A 23912-nucleotide genomic window follows, 5' to 3' on the forward strand; every position below is an offset into this window, starting at 1 on the left:
GGCAAAAAAAAGGGCCAGTAGTTGGCCCTTTATCTATCAACCGCCGAGGTATGCGTCGCGCACCTTCGGGTCAGTCAACAAGGCTTCACCCGTGCCCTGCATCACCACCCGGCCGTTCTCCAGCACATACGCCCGGTCAGCAATCTTCAGCGCCTGGTTGGCGTTCTGCTCCACCAGGAACACCGTCACACCATCACGGCGCAGCTGTTCGATGATGTCGAAGATCTGCTGGATGATGATCGGTGCCAGGCCCAGCGAAGGCTCGTCGAGCAGCAGCAGCTTGGGCTTGCTCATCAGTGCCCGGCCAATGGCGAGCATCTGCTGCTCGCCACCGGACATGGTGCCGCCACGCTGGATGTAGCGTTCCTTCAGGCGCGGGAACAGCTGCAGCACCTTGTCCAGTTGCTCCTGGTAGTCGCCTTTGTCGGTGAAGAAACCACCCATCGCCAGGTTTTCCTCTACGGTCAGGCGGGCGAACACGCGGCGGCCTTCCGGCACGACGGCGATGCTCTTGCGCATGATGTGGGAGGACGGCTGGCCGACCAGTTCTTCACCCAGGTACTTGATGCTGCCACTGTGCGCCTGCGGCGAGCCGCACAGGGTCATCAGCAAGGTCGACTTGCCAGCGCCGTTGGCGCCGATCAGGGTAACGATCTCGCCCTGGTTGATCTCCACGTTGACGCTGTGCAGCGCCTGAATCTTGCCGTAGAAGGTGGAAACGTTTTCGAACTTCAGCATTTACGCTTCCCCCAGGTAGGCTTTGATCACATCAGGGTTGTCGCGGATCTCTTCCGGCGTGCCGTGGGCCAGGGGGGTGCCCTGGTTGATCACCACGATATGGTCGGAGATGCTCATCACCAGCTTCATGTCGTGCTCGATCAGCAGCACGGTGACGTTGTGCGACTCACGCAGGTAGGCGATCAGTGCCTTGAGGTCTTCGGTTTCTTTCGGGTTCAGGCCCGCAGCCGGTTCGTCGAGCATGATGATGCGCGGCTGGGTCATCATGCAGCGGGCGATTTCCAGGCGGCGCTGCTGGCCGTAGGCGAGGGTGCCGGCGGTACGGTTGGCGAACTCGGTCAGGTTGACCTTCTCCAGCCAGTACTGCGCGCGCTCCATGGCCTCTTTCTCGCTGCGGCGGAAGCTCGGGGTCTTGAACAGGCCGGCGAAGAAGTTGGTATTGAGGTGACGGTGCTGGGCGATCAGCAGGTTTTCCAGCGCGGTCATTTCCTTGAACAGGCGCACGTTCTGGAAGGTCCGCACCACGCCCTTGCGGGCAATCTGGTGGCCGGCCAGGCCCTGGATCGGCTGGCCATCGAGCAGGATCGTGCCACCGCTGGGCTTGTAGAAGCCGGTCAGGCAGTTGAACACGGTGGTCTTGCCGGCGCCGTTCGGGCCGATCAACGCCACCACCTGTTTTTCCTTGACGGTCAGGCCCACGCCGTTCACCGCCAACAAGCCGCCGAAGCGCATGCTCAGGCCGCTGACTTGCAGAATTTCGCGGCTCATCGACGCAGCTCCATGTGTGGACGTTGCATAGGCAGCAGGCCTTGCGGACGCCAGATCATCATCAACACCATCAGCGCACCGAACATCAGCATCCGGTATTCGCTGAACTCACGCATCAGCTCGGGCAGCAGGATCATCACGATGGCCGCGAGGATCACGCCCAGTTGTGAACCCATGCCGCCGAGCACGACGATGGCGAGGATGATCGCCGACTCGATGAAGGTGAACGACTCCGGCGTCACCAGGCCTTGGCGCGCAGCGAAGAAGCTGCCGGCGAAACCGGCGAAGCAGGCACCCAGGGTGAATGCCGAGAGCTTGATCACGGTCGGGTTCAGACCCAGCGCACGGCAGGCAATCTCGTCTTCACGCAGGGCTTCCCAGGCGCGGCCGATCGGCATGCGCAGCAGGCGGTTGATGACGAACAGCGCCAGCAGGGCCAGCAACAGCGCGACCAGGTACAGGAAGATCACCTTGTTGATCGAGTTGTATTCCAGCCCGAAGAACTCGTGGAAGGTCTGCATGCCCTCGGCGGCGCGGCGTTCGAAGGTGAGGCCGAAGAACTCCGGCTTGGGGATGTTGCTGATACCGTTGGGGCCGCCAGTCCAGTCGGTGAGGTTACGCAGGAACAGGCGGATGATCTCGCCGAAGCCGAGGGTCACGATCGCCAGGTAGTCCCCACGCAGGCGCAGCACCGGGAAGCCAAGCAGGAAGCCGAAGGTGGCGGCCATCAGGCCGGCGATCGGCAGGCACACCCAGAAGCTCCAGCCCAGGTAGTGCGAGAGCATGGCGTAGCTGTAGGCGCCGACGGCGTAGAAGCCCACGTAACCCAGGTCGAGCAGGCCCGCCAGGCCGACCACGATGTTCAGGCCCAGGCCCAGCAACACGTAGATCAGGATCAGCGTGGCAATGTCGACTGCACCGCGCGAGCCGAAGAACGGCCATACCAGTGCCGCGACGATCAGGCCAATGATCACGTAGCGCTGGGTCTTGGGCAGGGTCAGGTAGTTGCTGACGGCCGGCGGGATCAGCTTGCGATCCGAACGGCTGCCCATTACCGCACTCCACTGCTTGTCGAACAGCACGCGCAGGAACATCAGCACCGAACACACGGCGATGATGCTGATGGTGAACGACCCTTGGCTGTGCACGGCCAGGCTGATGCCGTCGATGCTCAGTTTCAGGCCCAGCACCGGGAAGGCCACGGCCCATACCAGCAAGGCGCTGAAGAACGCCTGTTTGAGATTTCTGTTCATACTTTTTCAACCTCCGGGCGGCCCAGGATGCCGGTCGGCCGGAATAGCAGGACAAGAACCAACAAGCCGAATGCCACCACGTCCTTGTACTGGTCGCCGAAGATGTCGGCGCCGAACGCTTCGGCCACACCCAGCACCAGCCCGCCGAGCATGGCGCCCGGGATGCTGCCGATGCCACCCAGTACCGCCGCGGTGAAGGCTTTCAGGCCCACCAGGAAACCGGCGTTGGGGTTGATCACCCCGTACTGCATGCTCAGCAGCACGGCCGCCACGGCGGCCAGGGCGGCACCGATGACGAAGGTGAGGGCGATGATGTTGTTGGTGTTGATGCCCAGCAGGTTGGCCATCTTGATGTCCTCGGCGCAGGCACGGCAGGCGCGGCCCAGGCGGGAACGGGAGATGAACAGGGTGAGGCAGGTCATGGCCACCAGGGTGACCACGAACACCAGGACCTGCATGTAGCTGATCAGTACTTCTTCAGCACCACCTGGCCCGAAGGAGAAGCTGCCGGGGATCAGGTTGGGGATGGACTTGTCCTTGGAGTCTTGCGACAGCAAGACGGTGTTCTGCAGGAAGATCGACATGCCGATGGCGGAAATCAGCGGGATCAGACGGTTGCTGTTGCGCAGGGGGCGGTAGGCAACGCGCTCGATACTGTAGCCATAGGCACTGGTGACGAAGATCGTCGCGACGAAGGCGACGGTCATCAGGATAGGCAGCGAATGGATACCCATCATGGCCAGGCCCGCCAGGGCGATGAAGGCCACATAGGAACCGATCATGTACACCTCGCCGTGGGCGAAGTTGATCATGCCAATGATGCCGTACACCATCGTGTAGCCGATGGCGATCAAGGCATAGGTGCTGCCGATGGTCAATCCATTAACCAGTTGTTGGAAGAAATGGTAGATCTCAGGCATTACAGCGCTCCTAAAAACCTGATTTGCATTTCGCTGGCGGGGGTAGGCCAGGAAACCGCGGGTGACGGTTTTAAGATTTTCAGGTGAGCCTGCCCCCGGATCGCGGGGATCGGGCCCATGAACCTCGTAAAACAAAGCCCACTGCTCGCACAGTGGGCTTCTTCGGTCAGCTATTAGTCACGCAGTTACTGAGGGGAGACTTCGGTCTTCGGCTTGCCGAAGTGCCATTCGTAGACCACGAATTTGAAGTCTTTCAGGTCGCCCTTGTCGTCGTACGACAGGGTGCCGGTCGGGGTCTTGAAGGAGCCGGCGTGGATGGCGGCTGCCACCTTGTCGGTGTCTTCGGACTTGGCGGCCTTGATGCCCTGGGCGATCAGCTCGACAGCCGAGTAGGCAGGGAACACGAACGGGCCGCTTGGGTCCTTGCCGTCAGCCTTGATGGCGTCGACGATCTTCTTGTTCTCCGGGTCGGCATCGAACGACTTCGGCAGGGTGACCAGCAGGCCTTCGGAGGCGTTCTGGGCGATTTGCGAGATCGAATCGTTACCCACGCCCTCTGGGCCCATGAACTTGGCTTTCAGGCCCTTTTCCTGCGCCTGGCGCAGGATCAGGCCCAGCTCTGGGTGGTAGCCGCCGTAGTAGACGAAGTCGACGTTGTTCTGCTTGAGCTTCTGGATGATCGAGGAGAAGTCCTTGTCGCCGGCGTTCAGGCCTTCGAATACGGCAACCTTGGTGCCTTTGCTCTCGAGGGTTTGCTTGACCGCGGTGGCGATACCTTCACCGTACTGCTGCTTGTCGTGCAGCACTGCAACCACTTTCGGCTTGACGTGGTCGGCGATGTAGTTGCCGGCAGCCGGGCCCTGGGCGCTGTCCAGGCCGATGGTGCGGAAGATCAGCTTGTAGCCACGGGCGGTGATTTCCGGCGAGGTGGCGGCCGGTGTGATCATGATCACGCCTTCGTCTTCGTAGATGTCGGACGCTGGCTGGGTGGAGCTGGAGCACAGGTGGCCGATGACGAACTTGACGCCGTCGTTGACCACTTTGTTGGCGACTGCCACGGCCTGTTTAGGGTCGCAGGCGTCGTCGTATTCCTTGGCTTCGAGCATCTTGCCATCGACGCCGCCCGCGGCGTTGATATCCTCGATGGCTTGCTTGGCGCCGATGAACTGCATGTCGCCGTACTGGGTCACAGGGCCGGTTTTAGGGCCAGCAATCCCGATCTTGATGGTATCGGCGGCAAACGAATGGCTGGCTACCCCGGCCAGTACCATTGCGGCGAACAGCTTGGAAATCTTGATCATAGTGCTCCACTCATTCTGTTGTAATTCTTATAGTCCTGGCGGCCAGGGCTACAGACCGGGCGGGATTTGCGGCGTGGCCATGCCAACGCGCAAGCCCACCTTCCCCCGGAACATGTCCCGGAACTGTACCGGTACAGTGTAGAGCGCTGTTCGAGCGCTTGAAAAGCGGTCGAAAAGTGCCTGTTTCCTGGGTTGTCGCTTGATCGACAGAAAGATACAGAAAGGCGCCATCAAACTGCCTGTATCTGTGACCCCACCCCACAACTTCGGGGTCAATCGACCAAATTACATATTTGAAACCGGGTTTTTCTGCAAAAATGCCGGCCTTTTTTATTGGCCGATTTTTGCGGATACCACCCATGACTGATCAAACAAGCACCCTCTATGCCAAATTGCTTGGCGAGACGGCAATCATCGAGTGGAAAGCGCTGGAGCGTTTCTGGGCCAAGGGTGACCTGATTTGGGTCGACCCCAGCCTGGACCTGATCACCGTTGCCGAGGCGATGGCCGAGAATCGCAGCGAGATCTTCGCCAAGTGGCGTAGTGATGGCACTGTTGGGCCGGTGTCGGCCGAACAAGCGCTGGACCTGCAAAGCCGCGATCCAGAGATCTGGGCGGTAGTGGTTTCGCCGTTCATCGTGATTCAGGTGAAGGGCCCCGGAGTGGCGTGATCGTTTTTGGTGCGCAAAAATGCGCAGCAGCCCCTTATTGGTGCTTGAAAGCATTCAAGGCGGGTAGAGGGAAGTAACAATTCGGCGTGGCGGTAACAGTTTACGGGATGCGTAATGTGTCTACCCCGCTGCCAACCTGTAAAACAATTCGAACAGTCGGGAGTCATTGATGAGCACTGCACTACCTTCGCTTGGATTTGCCGGCATCGGTCTGATGGGCCTGCCCATGTGCCGACGCCTGCTGGCGGCGGGGTATCCGCTGACCGTGTGGAACCGCAGCCCGGACAAGTGCGCTGCACTTGTCGCCGCCGGTGCGCGCTTGGCCCACAGCCCCGCCGAACTGAGCCAGGGCAGCGACATGGTGCTGCTGTGCCTGGCCGATACGGCTGTGGTGCGCGAGGTAGTGTTCGGCGAACACGGCATTGCCCAGGGCGGAAGCAGTGGCCAGTTGCTGATCGATTTCTCCAGCCTGGAGCCCACCGCCACCCGTGAAATGGCTGCCGAACTGGCCGCACTGTGTGGCATGGCCTGGCTGGATGCCCCGGTGTCCGGCGGCACGCCCGGTGCCGAAGCCGGTACCCTGGCGATCATGGTCGGTGGCGAGGCGGTTGACCTTGAGCGTGCCCGGCCGGTGCTGCAGGTACTTGGCCAGCGGGTGACGCATATGGGGGCGGTGGGCGCAGGCCAGGTGACCAAGGCCTGTAACCAGATGATCGTGGCATGCAACGCCTTGGTCATTGCCGAAGTCGTGGCGTTGGCCGAGCAGTCCGGGGTGGATGCGACGTTGATCGCCGAAGCGTTGGCCGGTGGCTTTGCCGACTCCAAGCCCCTGCAGATCCTGGCGCCGCAAATGGCCGAAAGCCGCTTCGAACCGATCAAGTGGCATGTGCGCACGCTACTCAAGGACCTTGATGGCGCGGTCAAATTCTCCCGCGAGCAGGGTTCGGCGACGCCGCTCAGTGGCCTCGCCGCGCAATTGATGCGCCTGCACGGTAGCCAGGGTTACCTGCAAAAAGATCCGGCGACCCTGGTAGAACTTTACCGTAACAAGGGTTGAGCACGCCGTCCTGATGCTGCAACCGCTCCAGCAGTGGTCGCAGCTCGGCCAGTGGTACCGGGCGACCCAGCAGGTAACCCTGCAGATAGTCGCAGCCGTGGGTTTTGAGGAACGCCTGTTGTTCCGTAGTCTCTACGCCCTCACTGACCACCTGCAAGTGCAGCGTGTGTGCCATGACGATGATCGCCTGGACGATTTCCCGATCCTTTTGGCTACCCGGTACATCCTGCAGGAACGTGCGGTCGATCTTCAGTACATCCAGCGGCAGGCGTTTGAGGTAGGCCAGAGACGAGTAACCGGTGCCGAAGTCGTCGATCGACAGCGCCACACCCAGGGCGCGAACGCGCTTGAGCAGGTTCACCGTGCGCTGGAGATCCCCCATGAGGGCGTTTTCGGTCACTTCCAGCTCAAGTTGCCGGGCGCAGAGCCCGGCGTGAAACAGTGCTTTCTCCACTTCGTTGGGTAGCTCGTCATGGCTGAGGGTCACCGCCGAGCAGTTGACCGTGACCTTGAAGTCGCCGTAGCCATAGCGCTGCAGGTGGGCCAGATCGTTGCAGGCGTGGCGCAGTACCCACAGGTCGAGGTCGATGATCAGGCCGTTGGCTTCGGCAATGCCGATAAAGCGTTCGGGGCCGAGCAGGCCATGTTGCGGGTGCTGCCAGCGCACCAAGGCTTCCAGCTTGGCCAGCTGCCCGCTGCGCATATCGAAGATGGGCTGGTAATGGACGCAGAGCCCGCGTTCTTCGAGCAGTGCCATGCGCAGTTCTTCTTCCAGTTGCAATGCCATCGTGGCCTGGGTCTTCAAGTTGTCGTTGAAGAAGTTCAGGCTGTTGCGCCCGTTGTCCTTTGACTGATACAGGGCCAGGTCGGCATGTTTGAGCAGCTCTTCGACGCTGGTGCCGTCGTCAGGGAAGATGCTGATGCCGATGCTGGTGGTCATGACCATGCGCCGTCCACCCAGGTCGATGGGCTCTTTCATTCGTTGCATGATGCGCTGGGCCAGATGTCGGGCTTCGTCGCGGTTATTCAGGCTGGTCACGATGCAGAACTCGTCGCCCCCGAAGCGCGCGACCAGGTCCTGGCTGCGGGTGGCGGCCTTGATGTGGTTGGCGATCACCTTGAGCAGCTCGTCACCGGCGTCATGGCCGAGGCTGTCGTTGATGCGCTTGAAATGGTCGATGTCGAGGAACATCACCGCCAGACGGCTTTCACTGGCCTGGTGTTCGGCCAGCCGCTCGGCGAACACCTGGTTGAAGCCACGGCGGTTGACCAGATTGGTGAGCGCGTCGTAATGCGCCGCTTGTTGCAGCGAGGCGCGGGCCTGGTCCAGCTGGCTGAGTAGCACGCTGACCCGGCGCAAGTCATGCTCTTTACTCTGCAACTTTTTGTCGGCCAATGCGGCACTGATACTGGCACCGCTGATGAGCAGTGTGATGAAGCCGATGCCCAGCCCAAGTTGCAGGCTGTTGTCGCCAGAAGGCAGGCGCAGGGCGGTATCGGCCGGGATGACCAGCGTCATGGCCGACATCGCGGTGAAATGGGTAGCGACGATACCGGCAGCCATCAGCAGGCTGGCGCCGTACTTCATGGCCTGATAAAGAGTGCCACTGCCATTACGGAAGTAGCGGGCCAGGCACAACGCGGCCAGGCTGGTGAGCAGGGCAATGGCGCCAGAGGCCAGCAGCAGGCCGGTCTGGTAATACTGCACGGCGCCGGTTTCCAAGGCGGCCATGCCGACAAAGTGCATGAGGATGATGCCCAGGCCAATCAACACTGCGCTTTGCACAAAATGATGCATGCGCATTTGTGTGCGTTCCAGGCTGTACATGGCCAGCCAGGCTACGCCCAGGGCGATGAGCAGCGAAAGAATGGTCAGGGAAACGTCGTAGTGCACTTCCACCGGTGCCTGGAAGGCCAGCATGCTGATGAAGTGCATGGCCCAGATGCCACCGGCCAGGCAGCAAGCGCCGAGCATGTTCCATTGGCGGTGGGCAGTGGGTTCGGGGCTGTGGGATTGTCGCTCGGCCATGTCGAGCGTGGCGAAGCAGGCTGCGCAGGCAACGAAGTAGGCGAGCAGAACCAGAAACGGTTCATGACGGCAATCAATGACGATACGCCCGGTTGCCGGCAAGTCGGCGAACAGTTGCAGCCCTAGCCACTCCATGGAATGCCTCTTGATCGAGTTTTCACTCGTCTGCGCTACAACCCTGTGCAGACTGTCCAGAGGCAGTATAGGAAGGAGTATTTAAGCCTTCCTGACTAATGGCACATTGATTCCTACGATTTGGTAATCAGTGTGATTGCGGCCAGGAATAAAGAGTTTGGACCGGAATAGAGGCTCGTGAGATCAGGGCTGCTGTGCCGGCTATGGGGCCGCAAAGCGGCCCCATAGCTCCGGTATTTAGCCCGCCACCAGCACGCGAATGGCTTCCAGGCGCAGGGCGGCCTTTTCCAGCATTGCCAGGCCATCTTCACGCTGCTTGCGCAGGGCGTTGATTTCGCTGTCACGCACACTCGGGTTGACCGCTTGCAGTGCCACCAGGCGGGCCAGCTCCTCGTCGGCCTCTGCCGCCAGGCGGCGCTGGGCTTCGGCCACGCGCTCGATGTGGGTCGGCAAGATTTTCTCCTCACCACCACTGATACGCTTGGCCAGCACATCGCGCTGCGCCTGGACGAACTTGTTGGCGCTGGCGCGCGGCACGCTTTCGAGCTGGTCGTTGAGGGTTTCGAAGGCTACGCGCGATGCCAGGTCGTTGCCGTTGGCGTCGAGCAGGCAGCGCAGTGCCGCCGGCGGCAGGTAGCGGCCCAGTTGCAGGCTGCGCGGTGCTACTACTTCGCTGACGAACAGCAGTTCGAGTAGCACGGTGCCCGGTTTGAGCGCCTTGTTCTTGATCAGCGCCACTGCGGTGTTGCCCATCGAGCCGGACAGCACCAGGTCCATGCCGCCCTGCACCATCGGGTGCTCCCAGGTGAGGAACTGCATGTCCTCGCGCGACAGCGCCTGGCCACGGTCGTAGGTAATGGTCACGCCTTCGTCGTCGCCCAGCGGGAAGCTGGCGTCGAGCATCTTCTCGCTTGGCTTGAGGATCAGGGCATTCTCGGAATGGTCTTCGCTGTCGATGCCAAAGGCGTCGAACAGGGTTTCCATGTAGATCGGCAGGGCGAACTGGTCGTCCTGTTCAAGAATGGCCTCGACCAGCGCCTGGCCCTCGCCAGCGCCGCCAGAGTTGAGCTCCAGCAGGCGGTCGCGGCCAGTATGCAGTTCGGCCTCCAGGCGTTCGCGCTCGCTGCGGGCGTCGGCCACCAGTGTATCCCAGGCCTTGCTCTGGCCACCTTCGAGCAGCGGCAACAGGCGCGGGCCAAACTGGTGTTGCAGGGCGTTGCCGGTCGGGCAGGTGTTGAGGAAGGCGTTGAGGCCTTCGTGGTACCACTGGAACAGGCGCTCTTGCGGGCTGTCCTGCAGGTACGGGATGTGCAGCTGGATGGTGTGCTTCTGGCCGATCCGGTCCAGGCGGCCGATGCGCTGTTCGAGCAGGTCGGGGTGCGCGGGCAGGTCGAACATCACCAGATGGTGGGCGAACTGGAAGTTACGGCCTTCGCTGCCAATCTCGGAGCAGATCAGCACCTGCGCGCCGAATTCTTCGTCGGCGAAGTAGGCGGCGGCACGGTCGCGTTCGAGAATGCTCATGCCTTCATGGAACACCGACGCCGGGATGCCGGAGCGCACGCGCAGGGCGTCTTCCAAGTCCATTGCGGTTTCGGCGTGGGCGCAGATCACCAGCACTTTGGTGCGCTTGAGCATCTTCAGGGTATCGATCAGCCAGTCGACGCGTGGATCGAAACGCCACCAGCGTTCGTCGTCGGCTGCCTCACCCTGGGCCTGGAAGGCCACTTCCGGGTACAGCTCAGCGTGTTCGCCAGCCGGCAGGTCGCGGTACTGCTCGGGCGTGGCCAGCGGGTAGGGGTGCAACTGGCGCTCAGGGAAGCCCTGAATTGCGGCACGTGTGTTGCGGAACAGCACGCGGCCGGTGCCGTGGCGGTCAAGCAGTTCGCGAATCAGGCGCGCACTGGCCTGGGTGTCGCCATCGTTGACCGCGGCCAGCAGGGCTTCGCCTTCGGCACCCAGGAAGCCCTGGATGGTGGCGTGCGCCTTGGGCGACAAGCGGCCCTCGTCGAGCAGTTCCTGTACGGCTTCGGCGACCGGGCGATAGTGCTCGCTCTCGGCACGGAAGGCGGCCAGGTCGTGGAAACGGTTGGGGTCGAGCAGGCGCAAGCGGGCAAAGTGGCTGTCCTGGCCAAGCTGCTCTGGGGTGGCGGTGAGCAGCAGCACACCCGGGATCACCTGGGCCAGTTGCTCGACCAGGCCATATTCGGCGCTGACCTGATCTTCGTGCCAGACCAGGTGGTGAGCTTCGTCGACCACCATCAGGTCCCAGCCGGCAGCAAACAGCGCATCCTGGGCCTTTTCGTCGTCGACCAGCCACTCCAGGGCAACCAGCGCCAGCTGGGCGTCCTCGAACGGGTTGCTGGCGTCGCTCTCGATGAAGCGTTCAGCGTCGAACAGGGCTACCTGCAGGTTGAAGCGGCGGCGCATTTCCACCAGCCACTGGTGCTGGAGGTTTTCCGGCACCAGGATCAGTACGCGGCTGGCACGGCCCGACAGCAACTGGCGGTGAATCACCAGGCCAGCCTCGATGGTTTTGCCCAGGCCCACTTCGTCGGCCAGCAATACGCGCGGGGCGCTGCGGTCGGCGACTTCGCGGGCGATGTGCAACTGGTGGGCGATCGGTTGCGCGCGGCAGCCACCCAGGCCCCACAGTGCCGACTGCATCTGCTTGCTGGTGTGCTGCAGGGTGTTGTAACGCAGGCTGAACCACGACAGTGGGTCGATCTGCCCGGCGAACAGGCGGTCGCTGGCCAGGCGGAACTGGATGAAGTTCGACAGCTGGGTTTCTGGCAGGGTACGCGGCTGGTTCTGCGCGTCCAGGCCGTGGTACACCATGAGCCCGTCGATGTCCTCGACTTCGCGCACGGTCAGCTTCCAGCCCTCGAAGTGGGTGATCTGGTCGCCGGGCGAGAAACGCACGCGGGTCAGCGGCGCATTGCGCAGGGAATACTGGCGGGTGTCGCCAGTGGCCGGGTAAAGCACGGTCAACAGGCGGCCATCCTGCGCCAGGATGGTACCCAGGCCGAGCTCGGCTTCGCTGTCGCTGATCCAGCGTTGCCCCGGTTGATACTGCTGCGCCATACTGCCTGAACTCCCGCGATGAAAAAGCCGATTATGTTAACGGATCGGCCGGTCAGACCAAAGTGCGAACGCACCGAAAGGTGCCGAACGACAACAGGAAGTAAGTCAGTCTAGCTGTTTCATCGCCTCGCACTGTGCAGCCGACGAGGGCACCGCTTCTATATGTCTGCCAAGCACCGCTGGATGAGCGCTTCCATGGCCGTGGGCAGCCTGCTGCTGCTCAGTGCCTGCGAGCAGAAGAATTTCGAGACCTTGCCCCCCATTCCGATGGAACAGCTTGAAGTGCTGGGCGTCCAGACACCGATCAAGAGCGTGCACTACCGCGACCGCGACGGTGAAGGCCTGCTGGTACTGAGCCGCAGCGATGGCCAGGCCAGTGACCCGGAAAGCGAACAGGAAGTGGACAAGGTGGTACTCAAGGCCACCTTGTACGGGCGCACAGCCGAAGGTGATGCATTCAAGGCGCGTTGGCAGATCGAGCAGGAAACCACCTGCCCAGGGCTGGACCTGGACGTGGACTTCTACACCGACGTCAGTGATGCCAGCGACTTGAACAAGGACGGTGTCGCCGAGATGACGGTAGCCAGTCATGCCTTCTGTGGCGGCGGTATCGACCCGCACGACATCGCCATCGAGATGCGCGAAGGGCAGGCCAGCTACACCATTACCGGCCAGTCGCTGATCACCCCGGCGGGCGAAGAACCGATCGGTGGCGAGCGCGAGGACAGTGCCTCGCTGAAAACCGCGCCGCAGGTATTGCGCGACCATATGGACGCGGTCTGGCAGCAGGTTTACAAGCGGCCCTGGAGCGAAGCCAGCCCGCCAGATGACGACGAGCCTGACGACGAAACCGAGTAAATGTTGTCCATGACATCAAGGTAAACCCGCACCTGCCGATACAGGGGCACAGGAGAACGTCCATGCTGCCGCCGATCATTCCGCTCAGTGCCGCCCCGGTGACCTCGCAACAGGACCCGGTCAAACCCACCCCCGACATCAAACCGGTGGTGCCGACGCAGCCTGCGTCCGGCGAAAGAGCCATCGACCTCAAGCACCAGCGTGACCCGCAAGAGCAAGCACTGTTGCTGCGCGATGAACAACGTCGCCAGCAGCAACGCAGGCAGAAGGGCGATCAGGAGCGCTACAGTGCCATGCCTGGTGATGAGGTCAACGCCGACAACACCGTGCCGGTGGCCCCGTTGATGGGCGAACACGTACGCCAGGGGCTGCTGGTGGATATCGAAGTCTGACAGGGGCTGGTCAGCACCTGCGGCTGGCCTCATCATGCAAGTCTCTGTAGATCGTCGAGCCCACCCATGAGCCAAGACAACCTCATCGATTTCGATGCCGAACGCGCCAAGCGCGTCCACGACCTCAAGGAAAAGCGCCTGAACGACATGCGCAACGCGTTCGAGCAGGCCCTGCCGTTGAACAGCAGCAAGAAAAAGAAACCCAAGAGCAAGCCGAAGAAGCGCTGAAATTTGACGCAGGTCAACCCTGCACCCCCCTCGCGTGCCCGGCCTCGGGCACCATTGATCCCGATCAATTTTCCCCCACGCCACATTGGTTACCTTGCACCCATCGGACAACGGCAAACGAATGGGGAGGCCAGCATGTTCTTCGACAACGTGGTTATCGCCGGTGTGGTAACGGTCGGGTTGATGTTTGCCTTCTTTGCCGGTCTGGGCATTTTCATCTGGAAGGACTCGAAAAAGCGCAAGCCGCGTTGACCTTCCGGGTACACGAGCACGCAAGGCATTTAGGGCGACTTCGGTCGCCCATTTTTTTTGCCTGGAATTTGTGCTTGGTTGCACGCCGATAAAGATGATTAGCTAGCTAATTATTCATTTCCACTTTATCCTGCTCCCCATTGTCTATCTTTTCTACAAGACCATCCCCGCAAGGTCCGCTTCGTGCCCATTACCTTCCAGGCCCTGTTCGCCCCCAGCAGCCTCGCCCTCAAGTTCGCCATCAAGACTCTGCTCGGTGGCGGCCTGGCATTGTGGCTGGCGATGCGTTGGGGGCTGGAGCAACCGTCATGGGCACTGATGACCGCTTTCATCGTCGCCCAGCCGCTGTCCGGCATGGTGGTGCAGAAGGGCCTGGCGCGGCTGGCGGGTACCTTGGTCGGCACCGTCATGTCGGTGCTGTTCATTGGCCTGTTTGCACAGACCCCAGGTTTGTTTCTGCTCACCCTGGCCTTTTGGCTGGCCCTGTGCACCGCCGCCTCCACCCAGCTGCGTAGCGCCTGGGCCTATGCCTTCGTGCTGGCCGGCTACACCGCTGCGATCATCGCCTTGCCGGCCATCGACCACCCGCTGCAGGTTTTTGACCAGGCGGTGGCGCGCTGCACCGAGATCTGCCTGGGCCTTTTCTGCGCCACTGCCAGCAGTGCCTTGCTCTGGCCCATGCGCGTGGAACAGCAACTGGGCGGGCAGGCCCGACAGGCCTGGCAGAACGGTCTGCAAGCTGCCAGTGCCATGCTGGGTGGCGAGGACGAGGCGCGCAAAGGCTTGCTGGAGAGCTTGGGGCGCATCGTGGCCATCGACAGCCAGCGCGAACATGCCTGGTTCGAAGGCAACCGTGGCCGGCAGCGTGCCCGCGCCATTCGTGGGCTCAGCCAGAAATTGATGGTGCTGTTGCGCATCTCCCGTTCGGTGCGCCGTCAGTGGCGGCAACTGGATGAGCGGGAGGCTGAGCACCTGGCGCCCTGGTTGCACGAAGTGCGCACACTGTTGGGCAAACCCGACAAGCCCGGCTTGTTGCTGTTGCGCCAACGTATCTGGGATGCCGCCCACGACGAGCAGATCAGTTCGGCGGAGCACTTCTGCCTGGCGCGCATGGCCCTGCTGCTGGATTACGCCATGGCTGCCGGCCAGGCGCTGGAGGATGTGGAGGCGGGCAGGGCGCCCAAGGATGTGTCCCAAGGCCTGGCTGCGCACCGCGACTGGTCACTGGCCTTGCTGTTTGGTTCGCGTAGTGCGCTGGCCTTTCTGGTTATGAGCGGGTTCTGGCTGGCCACGGCCTGGCCTTCGGCGCCGGGTGGCCTGGTGCTGACCTGCGTAGTCTGTAGCCTGTTCGCCAGCCGTGAGAACGGCGCGCAAATTGGCTTGAGTTTTTTGCGCGGGATTTTCCTGGCCATACCTGCTGCGTTTCTGGTCGGGCAAATTGTGCTGCCGCAGTGGAGCAGCTTCGCCATGCTGTGCCTTGCCATGGGTGTGCCGCTGTTTCTTGGGGCGCTGGGCATGGCCCACCCCCGTACCGGGGCCACGGCCACCTCCTATTGCCTGCACTTCATTGTGCTGGTATCGCCGCTCAACGCCATGCAGTTTGGCGTGGCGACCATGCTGAACAGTGCCTTGGCCATGCTGGTGGGTGTATCTGCAGCAGTCATGGCCTTTCGTTTATTGGTGTTCCGTCACCCGGCCTGGCTGGGCCGGCGACTGCGCGCAGCCACCCAGAGCGACCTGGTGCGCCTGACCCGGCGCGACCTGCGTGGGGCCGACAGCTGGTTTGGCGGGCGGATGGCGGACCGCCTGATGCAACTGGCGCGGCATGCCAGTGAATTACCGGAAGACGAGCGTAAGCGCTGGGACGACGGCCTGCATGGGCTGGACATTGGTGATGAACTGGTACACCTGCGCATGTGTCTGGCGGTCGCCCAGGCCCCCTTGGGGCGTGCCGAGCGCGAGTACCTGCAACAGGTGGAGGCGGTACTGGCAAAAGGGCCTGCCGCCGGGCGCGGGCAGCGCCTGGACCCCGCCAGTGAGCAATTTATCGCGGCCCTGCGCCAGCTGCCTGCCAGCGACCCATTGCGGCTGGCTGAAGGTGCGGTGCTGCAATTGCAAAAAAGCTGGGGCAAGTGGTGCCGCTGGCAGGAGGAAACCCATGGGGTTGCGTGAATGGGAAGTGGGCGGCGTGCTGCTCAGCCCGTTTCTGATTTATGTGTTGCTGGCGCTGCTGTTCACCGGCCTGTTACGCCTGGTGGTGCAGGCCACGCCGCTGGGGCGCTGGATCTGGCATGAGGCGCTGTTCGATGCGGCGCTGTTCGTTTGTGTGTTGTTCCTGGTGGTACGCCTACTGGGGCCTTTATGAAGGAGTGTTTCGATGCGTGCGGCCGTACGTACCTTGGTGACGCTGTGTGTGGTGGCCTTGGCCGTGTTGGCCGGCTACCGGTTGTGGCAGTACTACATGCTTACCCCCTGGACCCGCGACGCCCGTGTGCGTGCCGATGTGGTGGTGATTGCGCCTGACGTGTCCGGCTGGGTACGCGGGCTCAAGGTCCATGACAACCAGCAGGTCAAGGCGGGCGACCTGTTGATGACTATCGACCGCGAGCGCTTCCAGGCCGCGTTCGACCAGGCCAGCGCCGTGACCGAGACCCGCGCCCAGCAATTGCGCCTGCGCGAACGCGAAGCCGCCCGGCGCACGGCCTTGGGGCCCGAGGCGATCAGTGCCGAGTTGCGTGAAAACGCCCAGATCAATGCGGCCATCGCGCGTGGCGAGTTGCACGAAGCCGAGGCGCAGTTGCAGGTGGCCAGGATCAACCTTGCGCGCAGTGAAGTGCGGGCGCCGCGCAGCGGGCATATCACCAACCTGCGTCTGGCCGAAGGCAACTATGTGAACACCGGGGAAGCGGTCATGGCCCTGGTGGATGATTCAACCTTCTATATCCAGGCGTACTTCGAGGAAACCAAGCTGCCCCGTATTCGTGTGGGGGATACCGTGAAAGTCTGGCTGATGGGGGCGGGTGAGCCGATGCAAGGGCATGTGGAGAGCATCAGCCGCGGTATTACCGACCGCAACAGCAACCCGGACAGCCAATTGCTGCCGGAAGTGGAACCTACCTTCAACTGGGTGCGTCTGGCCCAGCGCATACCGGTAAGGATTCGCCTGGACCAGGTGCCGGAAGGGGTGACGCTGAGTGCGGGGATGACGGCCAGTGTGCAGGTGCACGAGGACCGGGATCGGCAGTAGCTCCAACCCTACACCCTGAGCGGTGAGCGCTGAAAACCATGGCGCGTTCATGCGCACCTGCGTTAGGCTGCGGCTTGCGAGTTGCCCGGTAGAGGCGACCCATCCCCCGCCAGGCGTGCGTATCTTCCGATATCATTGCGAGGTTACGTCATGGCCATCACTTCCCAGGACATCTGCAACGCTGCCGACCAGCTCAAGGGCTTTGTCGGTTTTCATGGCAAGCGCGGTGTCCATATTGTGCGTTTTTCCGAGGATTCGTTCGGCATGGACGTGGCCGACGACAGCATTACCCCGTGCAACGAGTTTGTCTGGCGGCCTGAGCAAGGGCAGCGCATGGCGTTGTGCCGTGAGCGGCTGGCGCTGTTGCTGGAGCAGCATGTGGATGACCGCTTGAATATTGGTGAGCCGCTGCGTGCTTACCTGCGCCGCCAGGACCTGCCAGAGATCGTGGCCGAGCGCAGCCTGCAACAACCCTGATGCCCCCTGCAGGAGCTGACTTGCCCACGAAGAATTCCCCGCGGTGCATGGCACCGGCGTTGCCGGTGTTCGCGGGTAAACCCGCGCCTACAGAGGTTGTTTGCTGCTTTGGGATGTTTGGTGCAACAACGCCTCCAGCCCGGCACTGTCCAGCGGTCGGCTCATGAAATAGCCCTGTACTTCGTGGCAGCGGTCCTTCTCCAGTGCTTTGAGCTGCTGTTCGCTTTCGACGCCTTCGGCAGTCACCGTCAACCCCATCGCTTCGCCCAGGTTGATGATGGCCTGAACCACCGCACGGTCGCTGCCGCCGTTGTTGTTCAGGCCACTGATGAAGCGCTTGTCTATCTTGATGCTGTCGAACGGGTAGGTACGCAGGTAGCCCAGCGATGAGTAACCCGTGCCGAAATCATCCATGTTCAGGCGCACGCCCAGCTCCTTGAGCGAGAGCATGGTGCCCAGCGCGCCTTCGATGTCGTTGAGCATCACGTTCTCGGTAATTTCCAGCTCCAGGCGCTGGGCCGGGAAGGCGGTTTCCAGCAGGATTTCACGCACATCGGCTACCACGTCGCTGCGCAGGAACTGCGCGGGCGACAGATTCACCGAAACCAGAATGTCGGCTGGCCAGTCATGGGCTGTGCGGCAAGCCTCGCGCAGCACCCAGCGGCCCAGCGCGACGATGATGTCGCTTTGCTCGGCCAGCGGGATGAAAATGTCCGGCCCTAGCAACCCTTCCTGCGGGTGCTGCCAGCGCAGCAAGGCTTCGACCGCTACGATGCGTCGGTCGCTGAGGCGGTAGCGCGGCTGATAATGCAGTTCGAACTCCTGGTTGCGCAGGGCCCTGCGCAGGTCGTTTTCCAACTGGCGGCGGTACTGGATCTGCTGGTTCATCTCGGCAGCGAAGTAACGCCAGGTATTCTTGCCATCGGCTTTGGCCTGGTACAGGGCAATGTCGGCGCAGCGGATCAATTCGCCCGCATCGAAACCCTGGGTGCGGGTTTGGGCGACGCCAATACTGGCACCGACGTGCAGGGGTTGGTTGTCGAAGGTGATGGGTTGTTGCAGCAGGCTGATCAGGCGCGCGCAGAAACGGTCGATTTCGTTGCGGTTGTCCATGCCGCTTAGCACCAGGATGAACTCGTCGCCACCCAGACGCGCTACCAGGTCACCGTCGCGGGTGGTATCGCGCAGACGCGTCGCCACCTCTTGCAGCACGGCATCCCCGGCAGCATGGCCGAGCGAGTCGTTGATCGGTTTGAAGTTGTCGAGGTCCAGCAGCAGCAGGCTCAAGGGTGGCGAGTCGGTGCCACGCAGCAGGGCTTGCTCCAGGTGCCTGGCGAGCTTGTTGCGGTTGGCCAGGCCGGTCAGTGGGTCGTGCAACGACAGGTGCTGAATGCGCGCGTGGGCGTCGACTTCGTCGGTGATGTCGCTGGCGGTGCCGCGAAAACCGCTGGGCTTGTCGTCATACCAGATGGCTCGGGCCGAAATCCTGCAGTAGCGGTTTTGGCCATTCTGGTCGCGGTAGGTGCAGCGCAAATTGGCCAACTGTTGTGGATCGGCGCTGGTCAGGGCGTCCAGCCAAGGCGAGAGCGGGGTGGTATCGCAGGCCAGCAACAGGTTGAGCGGTTGGCCCAGCCAGTCGTCCACGGGGTAGCCGGTGACGTTGGCAAAGCGTTGCGACAGGTAGGTCAGGCGTTGTTGCCGGTCGGTTTCCCAGATCCAGTCGGATGCCGATTCGGCCACCGCGCGAAAACGCTGCTCGCTGGCTTCCAGCGCCTGGTTGCTCTGTTGCAGGTGAGTGAGTGTAAGGCCGATTGCCCGCGAGCTGCGCAAGGTGAGGCGGAACAGGTACAGCATGATCAAGCCAAGCATCAGCAGCGCGCCTACCAGTGGCGGCAAAACGGCCCACAGCAGCTGGCGCCCCGGCAGCGGGCTGTTCCAGGCCAGGTGGTAGCCGGTATCGCCCAGCTCGATGCGCAAGTGGCCGTGCTCACCCCTGTTGTCCTTGTCTACATGCATGCCGGTAAGGCCGGCTCCGGTGCCCAGCCGTGTCAGCTTGTCTTCGGTGAGCTGGTCGATGAACAGCATCACCGGGGCGTGGCGTACCTCAGTGTCGGTGACATCGCGATCCGGTCGAACAGCGGCGGCAGTCAGCACGGCCGGCCAGCCGTTGAACAGCACGTACCGGGTGATCTGTTCCCGTGGTATGGCCGCGGCGCGGGCCTGGTCGATGATCGGCTGCAGGGGCGCGTCTATATAAGTGTTAGCGCCTGCCTGGCTGGGCTGTCCCTTGAACAGCGCGTAGGTGGTGCGGCTGTCCTCTACAACGAACACCCCTTCGTAGCCGTTGGCGCTGTACAGCGACTCGCCCACGTTCTTTTCTTCATAAGCCCATTTCCAGTCTACCTGGCCCGCCAGGTGTTCGAAGGCAGCATCCCATACGGCATAGCTGGACAAGAACTGGCGCGAGGCGATCAGTCGCTGCTCAAGGGCCTGGTTCGCATGGAAGGCGCTACGCTGACGCTCCTGGTGATCAAGGGTGGCGGCGATGTTTAACAGTGCGCCCAGCGTAACCAGGCAGGCCAGGCCGAAAACTGCACTGAAACCGGCAATCAGGTGGCGCACCTGAAAGCGCGGTGTAGGGCTGGCTGGGCGGTGTTTGGCAGTCCTGGCCATGCGTGAGCGGCTCCTTCAAGCAGCCTCCCGCCAGGCAGTCAGGAAGGAGGTTCAATCAGGATAGGCCAGCTTGAGCGTAGAAGCGTCGCCGCGGGCAAAATTGACCTGGTCGCGGCCGGCGTGCTTGGCGGTGTAAAGCGCCTTGTCAGCCTGGTCGAGCCAGTGCTCGGGTGACTCCACGGTGGCTTCGAAGGGTGACAGGCCGATGCTCAGGCTGATGCGCAGGTGCGGCAACTGTGGGTTGCGGTAGTTGGCGACCCGTTCGCGCAGGCGCTCCATGGCCTGACAAGCCTGGGCCTCACTGGTGTTCGGCAGCATCACACAAAACTCGTCGCCGCCATAACGCCCTGCCTGGTCGCCTTCGCGCAGGTTACGGCGCAGCTCGGCGCTCAGCTGGCGCAGCACACAGTCGCCGACCACGTGGCCGAAGGTATCGTTGATGGTCTTGAAATGGTCGATGTCGATCAGGGCGATGACCGCGTGCCCCTGCTGTTGTTTACAGGCCTGGAACTTCAGCAGTAGCAGGTCTTTCCACGCGCCATGGTTGAGCAGCCCGGTCAGGCTGTCGGTGAGGCTCAGGGCGCTCAGCCGGCGCTTGTGGTCAGCCAGTTTGATCGCCAGCTGGTAGCACACCCAGCCCAGTGCCAGCGGGTACAGCGTCAGCATTGGCAGGCAGGCGTACACCTGCAGGGGGGTGGCGGTCAGCTGCAGGCCGGGGCCAAGCAGCAGGATGGAGACAAGCATGCCTGCCACCTGGGCCAGCAGCCCACGAAAGACCATGCGCTTGCCGCCGGCTGCGACGTTGTTCATGGTCATCATGGAAAGTACCGTCACGCTGGGGAGCGGGTTGAAATGCATGGCGGCAGTCCAGAACCCGCCCATCAGCGAGTCCAGCAGCAGGTTGCGCTGTTCTGCCTGGTAGGGCATCGCCGAGCGGCTTGCCCACAAGTAGGCCATGTGCGGCCACAGCAACCCGTTGAGCAGCACCAGCAGCCATGCCCAAGTGGGTGGAGACAGCGGCGCAATGGCCGCCATGACGCTGAACAGACCGATACCCAGGCCAATGACGCGCGGCAGGTAGATGCGCTTGACGAATGAAAGGCCTTTGCCGCTGCGGTTGTCCATCGTGGTCATCGCTTCTGCCGGGGTACCGTTTATCGCATAACTCGCATGAATATTGTTGAACATTGTTTCAACGGCGAAAAATGACCTTACAAGCCAATTCACGGTTGATCTGATCACTGTGGGGTAACATGAAGGCTTTCCTGTTGCTTGGAGTGTTGCTGATGGTCCCTTTGGCCAACGCTGCCGGCGAGCCGGCGCCACATCGGGATGGGCGTTTTCACAACCAGGCATCGTTGCCGCAGGATGGGGTGCTGAAAAAGCTGCGCATCGGGCTCAAGTACCTGTTCCTGCGCAAGCCCCCGCAAACCCGGCCGGCTACCCCGATCAGCCTCCAGCCCATGACCCGCGAGCAGGTGCTCGACGCCCCTGATCACAGCATGTGGCGCCTGGGCCATTCCACAGTATTGCTCAAGCTGCGCGGGCGCTTCTTTATCACCGACCCGGTGTTCGCCGAGCGCGCCTCGCCGGTGCAGTGGGCGGGGCCGCTGCGCTTCCATGCGCCACCGCTGGCGCTTGACCAGTTGCCGCCACTGGCCGCGGTTGTACTGTCGCACGATCATTTCGACCACCTCGACGAGCAGGCGATTCGCCATTTGGCGCCACGCACCGGGGTATTCCTTACCCCACTGGGCGTGGGCGACCTACTTATGAGCTGGGGCGTGGCTCCGGCGAAGGTGCGCCAACTGGACTGGTGGCAAGAAAGCGAGGTGGAGGGCGTGCGCTTTGTCGCCACCCCGGCACAGCACTTTTCCGGGCGCGGGCTGCTGGACAGCAATCGGACGCTGTGGGCGTCCTGGGTGATCATCGATGGCGATGTGCGGGTGTTCTTCAGTGGCGATACCGGGTACTTCGACGGTTTCAAGCAGATAGGCGAGCGTTTCGGGCCGTTCGACCTGACCTTGATCGAAACCGGCGCCTACAACGTCGCCTGGCCCAACGTACACATGCAGCCGGAGCAGAGCCTGCAGGCCCACCTGGATTTGCGCGGGCGCTGGATGCTGCCGATTCACAACGGTACGTTCGACCTGTCTACCCACGGCTGGCAGGAGCCTTTCGAACGCATACTGACGCTGGCCAACCAGGCTCAGGTGCGCTTGAGCACGCCGCAGATGGGCGAGCGGGTCAGCCTTGACTCACCGCATGCCGGGCAGAACTGGTGGCAGCCACGGCCTGTGCGTCAGCGGGGCCACGCCAAAGAGCGCACGATGGCGGCACGCTGAGATTCAGCTGTGGTCATCCTTGCTGCGCCGGCGCGGGGCTTGGTCGTCTTTCAGCAGTTGCGAGGGTGGCTTGCCACTGTCGCTGCGTACCTGGGCATGGCTGATCAGGGCAAAAATGAAGCTGCCACCAATAATGTTGCCTGTCAGGGTCGGCAAGGCGAATTCCAGCCAAAAGCTGCGCCAGGTTTCATCGCCGGCCCACACCAGATAGGACACCTCGACGGAGCCCACTACTATATGGGTGAAATCGCCGAGGGCCATCAGGTAGGTGATCATCAGGATGATCCAGACCTTGGCGTGCTCCATGGACGGGATCATCCAGACCATGGTGGCGATCATCCAGCCCGACACGATGCCTTTGGCGAACATCTGGCTCAGGTCGTTCTTCATGACCTTGCGGCCAACCTCCAGAAACGCCACGTCCGTCTTGCTGTCGAATATCGGCAGCTCCAGCATGACCCAAGCCACTAGCAGGGTGCCCGCCAGGTTGCCGAGCAACACCACGCCCCACAGGCGCAGCAGGCGAACGAAGTTGGCCAGGGTGGGGGTCGTCATGACGGGCAGCACGGCGGTGAGGGTGTTTTCGGTAAACAGTTGCTGGCGTGCCAGGATCACCGCGAGGAAGCCGGCGCTGTAGCCGATGCTTGCGACCACCTGGGCACTCTCTCCTTCCGGCAGGCGTGCGTAGAACAGCCCCATGGCCATCAGCGACAGCCCCATGGACAGGCCGGCGGCCAGTGCCGACCACCACAACGCCGCGAGGGTACGTTCCAGTTCCTGATCGCCCTGGTAGCGGATCATCTCGTGCAGCACTGCCGCCCGCGGCGGCTGGTTGTGGCTGACCTCCTGTTCTTCATCTGCAGACAGGCCCGGGGTTTTCTCGCTTTGCGCATCGCTCATGGCCGCTACGCTCCGTGGTGGTGTTTCTCTACAGATCCATGGCGCTTTCATTAGTTGCCAGGTGGGGTTAAAACACGCGCGGAAAGTTTTTTCAGATCAAGGTGTTGACTCTGATTTCAAAGCGCGTATTATTCGCTTCCTCGCAGCGATGAACGCTTCGGGGCAAGCGGTAAGTGTTTGAAGTTGTTAGCTTTCAAAAGAAAGCGGTAGTAAAAACTTCAAAATAAACGCTTGACAGTGAATGAGGAAAGCGTAGAATGCGCGCCTCGGTTGAGACGAAAAGCTCTTAACCAAACGCTCTTTAACAAATCGAATCAAGCAATTCGTGTGGGTGCTTGTGAGTACGGACTGATAGTCAAAAAGATTATCAGCATCACAAGTGGCCATGCGAGAAATCACATAGTCATTTGAGATTGCTGAGCCAAGTTTAGGGTTTCTTAAAAACCCAAGCAGTATTGAACTGAAGAGTTTGATCATGGCTCAGATTGAACGCTGGCGGCAGGCCTAACACATGCAAGTCGAGCGGATGACGGGAGCTTGCTCCTTGATTCAGCGGCGGACGGGTGAGTAATGCCTAGGAATCT

General features: G+C 61.9%; 21 protein-coding genes and 1 rRNA gene. 12 read left to right on the forward strand and 10 right to left on the reverse strand.

The window, feature by feature from the left end; translation table 11 throughout:
- Positions 1-36 precede the first annotated feature (36 nt).
- The 5 genes from D906_RS13885 to D906_RS13905 all read right to left on the reverse strand — a co-directional run bounded on the left by D906_RS13885 (position 37) and on the right by D906_RS13905 (position 4980).
- A complete protein-coding gene (locus tag D906_RS13885) occupies positions 37-738 on the reverse strand; it encodes an ABC transporter ATP-binding protein (RefSeq protein ID WP_003254879.1) in 702 nt (233 codons plus the stop codon).
- Complete coding sequence (gene livG, locus D906_RS13890; RefSeq protein ID WP_013973920.1) at positions 739-1506, reverse strand: high-affinity branched-chain amino acid ABC transporter ATP-binding protein LivG; 768 nt, start codon at positions 1504-1506, stop codon at positions 739-741.
- Entirely contained in the window at positions 1503-2759 is a 1257-nt protein-coding gene (locus D906_RS13895; protein ID WP_016713795.1) for a high-affinity branched-chain amino acid ABC transporter permease LivM, read from the reverse strand. The genes livG and D906_RS13895 overlap by 4 nt, the downstream gene beginning before the upstream one ends.
- Complete coding sequence (gene livH / locus D906_RS13900) at positions 2756-3679, reverse strand: high-affinity branched-chain amino acid ABC transporter permease LivH (protein WP_016713796.1); 924 nt, start codon at positions 3677-3679, stop codon at positions 2756-2758. Before livH ends, D906_RS13895 begins: the two co-directional genes overlap by 4 nt.
- A gap of 185 nt (positions 3680-3864) precedes the next feature.
- Positions 3865-4980 carry a branched-chain amino acid ABC transporter substrate-binding protein gene (locus D906_RS13905; RefSeq protein ID WP_025754556.1) on the reverse strand — a complete coding sequence of 372 codons (1116 nt, stop codon included), beginning with the start codon at positions 4978-4980 and terminating at the stop codon, positions 3865-3867.
- Positions 4981-5339: 359 nt separating this feature from the next.
- On the opposite strand from D906_RS13905, the gene D906_RS13915 reads away from it, so the two are divergent.
- Together D906_RS13915 and D906_RS13920 are read left to right on the forward strand one after the other, a co-directional pair.
- Positions 5340-5651 carry a DUF2288 domain-containing protein gene (locus tag D906_RS13915; protein WP_027615426.1) on the forward strand — a complete coding sequence of 104 codons (312 nt, stop codon included), beginning with the start codon at positions 5340-5342 and terminating at the stop codon, positions 5649-5651.
- 169 nt (positions 5652-5820) lie between these two features.
- Complete coding sequence (locus D906_RS13920) at positions 5821-6708, forward strand: NAD(P)-dependent oxidoreductase (protein WP_019096587.1); 888 nt, start codon at positions 5821-5823, stop codon at positions 6706-6708.
- Here D906_RS13920 and D906_RS13925 read toward each other — a convergent pair.
- Both D906_RS13925 and rapA read right to left on the reverse strand, forming a co-directional pair.
- A complete protein-coding gene (locus D906_RS13925; protein WP_025754554.1) occupies positions 6608-8872 on the reverse strand; it encodes a bifunctional diguanylate cyclase/phosphodiesterase in 2265 nt (754 codons plus the stop codon). The two genes, D906_RS13920 and D906_RS13925, sit on opposite strands and share 101 nt — an antisense overlap.
- Before the next feature lie 237 nt (positions 8873-9109).
- Positions 9110-11956 (reverse strand): RNA polymerase-associated protein RapA, encoded by a 2847-nt coding sequence (rapA, locus tag D906_RS13930; RefSeq protein ID WP_019096589.1) that lies wholly within the window; start codon positions 11954-11956, stop codon positions 9110-9112.
- Between the two features lie 162 nt (positions 11957-12118).
- On the opposite strand from rapA, the gene D906_RS13935 reads away from it, so the two are divergent.
- From D906_RS13935 to D906_RS13960, 8 genes are all read left to right on the forward strand, one after another.
- A complete protein-coding gene (locus D906_RS13935) occupies positions 12119-12814 on the forward strand; it encodes a M949_RS01915 family surface polysaccharide biosynthesis protein (protein WP_027615427.1) in 696 nt (231 codons plus the stop codon).
- Positions 12815-12876: 62 nt separating this feature from the next.
- Positions 12877-13206 (forward strand): hypothetical protein, encoded by a 330-nt coding sequence (locus D906_RS13940; protein WP_027615428.1) that lies wholly within the window; start codon positions 12877-12879, stop codon positions 13204-13206.
- A gap of 66 nt (positions 13207-13272) precedes the next feature.
- Positions 13273-13434 carry a hypothetical protein gene (locus tag D906_RS26615; RefSeq protein WP_016713805.1) on the forward strand — a complete coding sequence of 54 codons (162 nt, stop codon included), beginning with the start codon at positions 13273-13275 and terminating at the stop codon, positions 13432-13434.
- A gap of 135 nt (positions 13435-13569) precedes the next feature.
- Positions 13570-13686: a cytochrome c oxidase subunit CcoM gene (ccoM, locus tag D906_RS26945; protein WP_012273831.1), complete on the forward strand. Its 117-nt coding sequence runs from the start codon at positions 13570-13572 to the stop codon at positions 13684-13686.
- 183 nt (positions 13687-13869) lie between these two features.
- Entirely contained in the window at positions 13870-15858 is a 1989-nt protein-coding gene (locus D906_RS13945) for an FUSC family protein (protein ID WP_027615429.1), read from the forward strand.
- Positions 15845-16051 (forward strand): DUF1656 domain-containing protein, encoded by a 207-nt coding sequence (locus tag D906_RS13950; protein WP_019098629.1) that lies wholly within the window; start codon positions 15845-15847, stop codon positions 16049-16051. Before D906_RS13945 ends, D906_RS13950 begins: the two co-directional genes overlap by 14 nt.
- A gap of 12 nt (positions 16052-16063) precedes the next feature.
- A complete protein-coding gene (locus D906_RS13955) occupies positions 16064-16933 on the forward strand; it encodes an HlyD family secretion protein (RefSeq protein ID WP_019098628.1) in 870 nt (289 codons plus the stop codon).
- A gap of 150 nt (positions 16934-17083) precedes the next feature.
- On the forward strand, positions 17084-17410 hold the full coding sequence (locus D906_RS13960; RefSeq protein WP_016713809.1) for a DUF2025 family protein: 327 nt from the start codon (positions 17084-17086) through the stop codon (positions 17408-17410).
- 87 nt (positions 17411-17497) lie between these two features.
- On the opposite strand, the gene D906_RS13965 is transcribed toward D906_RS13960, so the two are convergent.
- Both D906_RS13965 and D906_RS13970 read right to left on the reverse strand, forming a co-directional pair.
- Positions 17498-20083, reverse strand: a complete 2586-nt coding sequence (locus tag D906_RS13965; protein WP_027615430.1) for an EAL domain-containing protein — start codon at positions 20081-20083, stop codon at positions 17498-17500.
- A 51-nt stretch (positions 20084-20134) separates the two neighbouring features.
- Complete coding sequence (locus tag D906_RS13970; RefSeq protein WP_025754550.1) at positions 20135-21208, reverse strand: diguanylate cyclase; 1074 nt, start codon at positions 21206-21208, stop codon at positions 20135-20137.
- A gap of 128 nt (positions 21209-21336) precedes the next feature.
- Here D906_RS13970 and D906_RS13975 point away from each other — a divergent pair, with 128 nt between their 5' ends.
- Positions 21337-22428, forward strand: a complete 1092-nt coding sequence (locus tag D906_RS13975; RefSeq protein WP_019098625.1) for an MBL fold metallo-hydrolase — start codon at positions 21337-21339, stop codon at positions 22426-22428.
- A gap of 3 nt (positions 22429-22431) precedes the next feature.
- On the opposite strand, the gene D906_RS13980 is transcribed toward D906_RS13975, so the two are convergent.
- Positions 22432-23328, reverse strand: coding sequence for a formate/nitrite transporter family protein (locus D906_RS13980; RefSeq protein WP_019098624.1), 897 nt, complete (start codon positions 23326-23328; stop codon positions 22432-22434).
- A gap of 457 nt (positions 23329-23785) precedes the next feature.
- On the opposite strand from D906_RS13980, the gene D906_RS13985 reads away from it, so the two are divergent.
- Positions 23786-23912 (forward strand): 16S ribosomal RNA (locus tag D906_RS13985); the annotation flags it as partial.

Origin of the sequence: Pseudomonas sp. LAIL14HWK12:I1 (genome assembly GCF_003202095.1) — a bacterium.
Lineage (GTDB): Bacteria > Pseudomonadota > Gammaproteobacteria > Pseudomonadales > Pseudomonadaceae > Aquipseudomonas > Aquipseudomonas monteilii.